4 protein-coding genes and 1 pseudogene are annotated in these 7,124 nt (G+C 71.3%); 1 reads left to right on the forward strand and 4 read right to left on the reverse strand.

The features are described from left to right. Window positions 1-68: 68 nt before the first annotated feature. From IH13_RS38185 to IH13_RS0122970, 4 genes and pseudogenes are all read right to left on the reverse strand, one after another. Window positions 69-1,207: pseudogene (locus IH13_RS38185) on the reverse strand (Glu/Leu/Phe/Val family dehydrogenase). After that, window positions 1,200-4,142, reverse strand: a complete 2,943-nt coding sequence (locus IH13_RS0122960) for an FAD-binding and (Fe-S)-binding domain-containing protein (RefSeq protein WP_051835900.1) — start codon at window positions 4,140-4,142, stop codon at window positions 1,200-1,202. Before IH13_RS0122960 ends, IH13_RS38185 begins: the two are co-directional and overlap by 8 nt. Window positions 4,143-4,285: 143 nt before the next feature. After that, complete coding sequence (locus IH13_RS0122965) at window positions 4,286-5,623, reverse strand: MFS transporter (protein ID WP_031087350.1); 1,338 nt, start codon at window positions 5,621-5,623, stop codon at window positions 4,286-4,288. 134 nt (window positions 5,624-5,757) lie between these two features. Beyond that, window positions 5,758-6,399, reverse strand: a complete 642-nt coding sequence (locus IH13_RS0122970; RefSeq protein WP_037842098.1) for a GntR family transcriptional regulator — start codon at window positions 6,397-6,399, stop codon at window positions 5,758-5,760. Window positions 6,400-6,591: 192 nt separating this feature from the next. Between IH13_RS0122970 and IH13_RS0122975 the strand changes: the two genes are divergently transcribed. Continuing rightward, the coding region (locus IH13_RS0122975; protein WP_037842101.1) for a hydantoinase/oxoprolinase N-terminal domain-containing protein at window positions 6,592-7,124 on the forward strand (533 nt) is incomplete at its 3' end.

Here is a 7,124-nt window from a genome sequence, read left to right on the forward strand (position 1 = left end):
CCCGCCGATGCCGGCCCCGGCCCCCGCCCCTGGCGGGAGCGGGACCCGAGGCGGGGGAGGCTGCCCGGTCAGGTGCGGGGGAGGTGGCCCTTGCTCTGCATCGCGACGCGGACGCGCTGTTCGGCCAGGGCGCGGCCGGCCGTGTGCGGGGTGGTGTTCCGGCGCTCGGCCTCGTCGAGGACGGTGACCGCGTTGGCGCGCAGCCGGGTCGAGATCGTGTCGAAGATGGCGGTGGTGTCCGGGCGGAAGCCGGAGTACCGGGCGTCCATCGCGAAGGCGGCGGCGACCACGCCACCGGCGTTGGCGACGAAGTCCGGGAGCACCGTGATGCCCCGCTCGGCGAGGATGTCCTGGGCCTCGGGGGAGGTGGGCAGGTTGGCGCCCTCGACGACGATCTCGGCCTTGACGGTGCGGGCGGTGGTGCGGTCGATGACGTCCTGCAGGGCGGCGGGCACCAGGATGTCGCAGTCCACGGTGAGTTCCGCTCCGGAGGCGAGCACCGTGCCCTGGTGGTGGCGGGTGACGAAGTGGTCCCCATGCTCCTGACGTGCGGTCAGGAGGGCTTCGACGTCGAGGCCGTCGGGGGCGTGGAGGGCCCCGTGGGCGGTGGAGACCGCCACCACGGTGGCGCCGAGCTCGGCGAAGCGCCGGGCTGCCGCGCCCCCGACGGCACCGAAGCCCTGGACGGCGATGCGGGCGCCGGTCAGGGGCGTCGGGCCGCGGCGTCGGTGGCCTCGGCGACGCCGTAGCCGGTGACGCCCAGCTTGTCGTACGCCACGCCGCCGAGGTGTTCGGGGGTGCCGACGGCCGCTCCGCGGTCGCCCAGTTCGTCCTGGATGATCGCGGCGTCGCTCTCGGTGAGCCCCATGTCGAGGCCCATCACGTATTCGCGCGGCACTTCGTTGGACAGGGCACGGGCGAAGGCGCGCAGGACCGCCTCCTTGTCGGGGGACGCGGGGTCGGCGACTATGCCGGCCTTGGCTCCGCCGTAGAAGAGGTCCACACCGGCCCACTTCCACGTCATGACCCGGGCGAGGCGGGCGACCTCGTCCACGGTGACCGTGGGGCTCATGCGGGTTCCGCCCTTGCCGATGCCGCGGGCGGTGTTGTCGATGACCAGGACGCCCTTCATGCCGGTGCGCCGGTGGGAGACGACGACGATCTTCTCGGGGCCCCAGTCGTCGATGAGGGAGAGGGCGTCAGTCATGGGTGGCTTCCTTGTCCGTCGAGGGGCAGTGGGACGAGTCGGGCGAAGAGCGGGTGGGCAGCGCGCGGGCGATGAGCTGTGCGAGGTGGGTGCCCGCGCGGTCGGTCTGCTGGGCGATCTGGGTACGGCAGCTGAAGCCGTCGGCCAGGACGTGGGTGTCGGAGGCGGCCGCGCGTACGGCGGGGAGCAGGACCTGTTCTCCCGCGGCGACGGAGACCTCGTAGTGGCCGCGCTCGAAGCCGAAGTTCCCGGCGAGGCCGCAGCAGCCGGACTCCAGCACGGTGTTGTCGACGCCCATGCGTCGCAGCAGTGCGCTGTCGGCGCCGAAGCCGGAGGTGGCGTGCTGGTGGCAGTGGGTCTGGCTGATGGACGAGGTGTCGACCCGTGGGGGCTGCCAGTCGGGGGCCCGGTGGACGAGGAGTTCGGCCAGGGTGGTGGTGGCCAGGGCGAGGGCGCGGGCGTCGTCGTCGCCGTCGAGGAGTTCGGGCAGGTCGGTCTTGAGCGCCGCTGTGCAGCTGGGTTCCAGGCCCACCACCGGTACGCCGTCTGCGACCGCCGGGGCGAGGGCGGCGGTGGTGCGCCGGGCGATACGCCGGGCGATGCCGAGTTGCCCGGTGGTGATCCAGGTCAGTCCGCAGCACTGGGTGCCGTCGGGGACCTGGACGCGGAAGCCGGCGTCCTCCAGCACCGCGACCCCGTCCTTGAGGACGTCGGGGGTGAAGTGGTTGTTGAAGGAGTCCACCCACAGCACCACCGGCCCGTGACGGCCGTCACCCCCCGGTGTACGCCGCCGGAACCAGGTCAGGAAGGTCTCGTCCGCGAAGCGGGGGACCGCGCGCTGGGGGGCGATGCCGCCCAGCCGCTTGACGAGGGGCGCCAGCCGGGAGGAGGTGAGGGCGTTGACCAGCCGGGGCATCCGGGCCGCCGGCCGGGACAGCAGCGGCAGCCAGCCCATCGTGTAGTGCGAGGCGGGCCGGACGCGACCCTTGTAGTGGTGGTGCAGGAACTCGGACTTGTACGTGGCCACGTCGACGCCGACCGGGCAGTCGACGCTGCAGCCCTTGCAGGACAGGCAGAGGTCGAGGGCGTCGCGGACCTCCGTGGACCGCCAGCCGTCGGTGATCACTTCGCCCTGGGTCATCTCGTACAGCAGGCGGGCGCGGCCGCGGGTGGAGTCCTTCTCGTCCCGGGTGACGCGGTAGCTCGGGCACATGACGTCGCCCCGGTGGGCGGTGGTGCGGCATTTGCCGACGCCGACGCAGCGGCGGGTGGCCTTGGCGAAGTCGCCGTCGTCGGCGTGGAAGGGGAAGACGGTCGCCAGGGGCAGCGGGGTGCGGTGCGGGCTGATGCGGAGGTTGCCGTCCATCGGCAGCGGGCGCACGATCATGCCCGGGTTGAGACCGTTGTCGGGGTCCCAGATGTTCTTGAACTCCTCGAACAGGGTGATGATCCCGGGCCCGTACATGAGGGGCAGCAGTTCCGAGCGGGCCTGGCCGTCACCGTGTTCGCCCGAGAGGGAGCCGCCGTGGGCGGCGACGAGTTCGGCGGCGTCGGTGACGAAGGCCCGGAAGACCGCGGTGCCCTCTTCGGTGGTGAAGTCGAAGTCGATACGGACGTGCAGGCAGCCCTCGCCGAAGTGGCCGTAGACCGCACCCTGCAGTCCGTGCTGACCGAGCAGCTGGGTGAACTTCCGGAGGTAGGAGCCGAGTCGTTCCGGTGGGACCGCGGCGTCCTCCCAGCCGGGCCACGCCTCCGACCCGTCGGGCAGGCGCGTGGCCAAGCCCGCTCCGTCCTCCCTGATCCGCCACAGCCGCCGGGCGCGCGAGGCATCGGTGATGACCTCCGCCCCGGTGAAGCCCGTTGTCTGCCGGGCGGCTTCGGCGAGCGCCCTGGCACGCTGCGGCAGTTCCCGCGTGGTGCCGCCGAGCTCGGCGAACAGCCACGCCTGAGCCGTGGGCAGGGTGTCGATCGTCTCCCGGGTCTCCGGCCGGGTGACGATGTCGGTCAGTGCGTGGTCGAGACCCTCCAGCGCCAGCGGCCCGTGCTCCAGCAGGGCCGGCACGGCGTCGGCCGCCGCGCAGGCGTCCTGGAACCCGAGGACGACCAGAGCCCGGGCCGGCGGCGGAGTGACGAGACGGACCGTCGCCGACAGGATGACGGCGAGCGTGCCCTCGCTTCCGACCAGCGCCCTGGCCAGGTTGAACCGGTGCTCGGGCAGCAGGTGCTCCAGCGCGTAGCCCGAGACCTGGCGTGGGAACCGCCCCAGTTCGGTGCGTAGCTCCGCCAGGTTGTTTTGGGCGAGCCGGTGCAGCGCGGCGATCAGCCGTCCGCGGTCGTCGTCCTGGGCCACGGCCTCGTCGATCTCGCGTCGGGTCATTTCGCCCAGACGGACCACTGTGCCCCGGTAGGTGACCACGTCGAGTTCGAGGACGTTGTCCGCGGTGCGCCCCCAGGCCAGGGAGTGTGAACCACAGGCGTTGTTTCCGATCATGCCGCCGAGCGTGCAGCGGCTGTGAGTGGAGGGGTCGGCACCGAACAGCAGGCCGTGGTCGGAGGCGGCCGACTGCAGGTCGTCGAGGACGACACCCGGCTGCACGGTCGCCGTCCGTGCCTGCGGGTCGAGCGCCAGCAGCCGGTTGAAGGAGCGGGAGAAGTCGAGCACCACGCCCGGCCCGACCGCCTGCCCGGAGGTACTGGTACCCGCCCCGCGCGCCGTGACCGGTACCCCCAGGCTCCGGCAGACGGCGAGGGCGTTGAGGACGTGCCGGCGCTGGCGCGGGAAGACCACCACGAGGGGGATCTGCCGGTAGTTGGAGGCGTCGGCGGAGTACTGGGCGCGGCGACCGGCGTCGTCGGCGACCTCGCCGCAGTCCCCCAGGCGGAGGGCTTCGGCCACGACTGCCGCGTCGGGGCCGGCCTGCGCTGTAGTGGTCACGCTACTGGTTCCTTCGTCTCTGGGGTATGGCCGTCGCCGGAGCACGGCCGGGAGGACGGCCTCCCGGCCACTCGCCCCCCGGTCGTCGTCGGGGCGGCCCGGGAGAGGGGGTGAGGGGGAGTGGCCCGGGTCGGGACGGGTTCTCAGGCCTCGCCGGTCTTCCGTGGTGCCGTCTCCTTGGTCGTCAGGACCACGACCAGGGTGATGAGGGCGCTCGCCATGATGTAGAAGGCGGGGGAGGCGACGATCCCCGTCCGGGCCACGAGGAAGGTGACGAGCAGGGGTGCGGTGCCTCCGAAGACGGAGACCGAGAAGTTGTAGCCGAGCGAGAAGCCACCGTAGCGGACCCGGGTGCTGAACATCTCGTTCATCGCGGCGAGGGTGGGGCCGAGGAAAGTCCCCAGGATCAGGCCCAGACCGCAGTGGGCGAGCACCACGAGCGTGGTGTTCGACGAGTCCATGAGGACGAACAGCGGATACGCGAAGAGCAGGGCCAGGCCGCACGCGCCGCCGAGTACGGGCCTTCTTCCGACCACGTCGGACAGCGCGCCCGTGAGCGGGATCGTCAGGCACACCAGGGACATGGAGACGACCGCCGAAACCGAGGCGAGGGTGGCCGTGTGGCCGAGCGTCGTCTCCTGGTAACTGGGGATGAACGTGAGGATCACGTACAGCGCGGCGTTCTGGAAGAGCGCGAATCCGGCGGTCCGCAGGATCGACCGCCAGTGCTGGGTGACCGACTCGCGCAGTGGGTGCTTGGCGAGGCCGCCCCGGGCACGCAGCTCGGCGAATTCGGGGGTCTCCTCCAGCTTGTTCCGGATGTAGAGCCCGATGAACCCGAGCGGGGCGGTCATCAGGAACGGCACGCGCCAGCCCCAGTCCTGGACCTGTTCGGCGCTCAGGGCGAAGTGCAGCACCATCACGACCAGCGACCCGAGCAGGAAGCCGAGGATGCAGCCCATCTCGACGAGGCTCACCAGATATCCGCGCCGCTTCTTCGGCGCGTACTCGGCGACGAAGGCAGACGCTCCGCCCATCTCGCCGCCTGCCGAGAACCCCTGGATCAGCCGGAGGAGCACCAGCAGGGCGGGGGCGAGCAGCCCGATCGAGGCGTAGGACGGCAGCAGACCGATGCACAGGGTGGCGATCGACACCGAGACGATGACCCAGGCCAGGGTCTTCTGCCGGCCGATGCGGTCGCCGAGTGTGCCGAAGAAGATGCCGCCCAGCGGCCGTACGAGGAACGCGGCGGCGAACACGGCGAACGAGCTGAGCAGTTGGGTGGTGGGGTCGCTGGCCGGGAAGAAGACCTTGCCCAGCACGCCGGCCAGGTAGCCGTACACGGCGACGTCGAACCACTCGACGACGCTGCCGACCGTGGCTCCGGCGGTCGCTCGGCGCAGTGTGGACTTGCTGGGAGTCGGTCGCCCTCCAGGTGCGCCGTCCCCCTCGGGGACGACGGTTTCGCAGGCAGCACTCACAGGGGCTCCCGATGAAGTACAGGCGGTCACATGCCGCGGTCGACAGTGCGGCGACTGTAGGAAATCGTCCGACGATACGCAAGGGATCTGAACGGGTGATTTCGCTCTTCGTCCGACAGGCGCCCCGTGAGGTGTCAGCCGGAGTAGCCCTTCAGGAGTTCCACCTCCGAGTCCGTCAGGTAGGCCGCCAGCAGCGTGGCCGCCCCCTCGACGTCCCCCGAGCGGAGCGCCTCGGCGATCTCCCTGTTCCGTGCGAGGTAGGCGGCGTGGAAGACCTGGGGGTCGTCCATGTGTACGTAGGAGAGCCGGAACTCCGCCAGGACGCCGCTCATCATCGCGTTCAGCCGCTCGCTGCCGGCGAGCGCCACCAGGGCCTCGTGGAAACGGATGCTCGCGGCGGCGACGGCGTCCCACCGCTCCTCCTCCGCGGCGGCGACGCCGTCGGAGATGGAGGCGGTGATCCTGCGCAGGCCCGCGGGTGTCAGGCTCCGGATGCTCCGCACCGCCGCGCACTCCACGATCCGCCGGACCTCGTAGAGATCGGCCACGTCCTCCCGGGACAGGCGGCGCACGAAGACGCCGCGGCTCAGTTCGTGGACGAGCAGCCGGTCCCGGATGAGCCGCTGGAAGGCTTCGCGAAGCGTGCTGCGGGAGACGCCGTGGGCCTCTCTCACGCGCTCCTCGGAGAGGCGGGTCCCCGGTTTGAGCTCGCCCGAGATGATCTGTGTGCGCAGGGCGTCCGCCACGCGGCTGGCGGTGCCGGCCGAATCCGTCATTGCTGCTCCATTCCGCGGCCGCGGCCCCAGGGGCGCCCGGCCGACTTCCCGGTGTCACGGAAGTCAGAGGGTAGCAATCGTCCGACGAACTCTTGCTGAATCGTCGGACGATCTGTACCGTCCACCGGGCGTGCCGATGACCGTGGAAGAGGCGCTGCGCACGTTTCCCCAGACCCGCCCCGGAGGACTTCAATGACCCACTCCCGCGCGCTGCGCGTCGGGGTAGACATCGGTGGCACTTTCACCGACATGGCGATCCTCGACGACTCAGGGATCGTCGCCGTCGGGAAGACCCTCACCACCCACAGCGAACCCGCTGCCGCCGTCGAGACGGTGCTGCGCCAGACCCTGGCCGCGCACCGGCTCGACGCCGCGGACATCACCACCTTCGTGCACGGCACCACCCTGGTCACGAACGCGCTGATCGAGCGCCGTGGCGCCCGTACCGCGCTGCTCACCACCGAGGGTTTCCGGGACGTGGTGGAGATGGGCCGCGAACACCGGTACGAGCTCTACGACCTCGCCCTGGAGCTGCCTCGGCCGCTGGTACCGAGGCACCTGCGCTTCGGTGTCCGTGAACGCGTACTGGCCGACGGCGCGGTCGACACCCCCCTGGACGGCACCGCCGTCAAGCAGCTCGCCGTCGAGCTGTCCGCGGCCGGGGTCCAGGCGGTGGCGGTGTGCTTCCTGCACAGCCACACCAACGACGACCACGAGCGGCAGGC

The sequence above is a fragment of the Streptomyces sp. NRRL WC-3549 genome (assembly GCF_000721935.1).
GTDB lineage: Bacteria > Actinomycetota > Actinomycetes > Streptomycetales > Streptomycetaceae > Streptomyces.

Excerpts from the sequence above, each read along its gene's own strand:
- IH13_RS0122970 (WP_037842098.1), bottom strand. The coding sequence starts at position 6,399 with ATGACGGATTCGGCCGGCACCGCCAGCCGCGTGGCGGACGCCCTGCGC.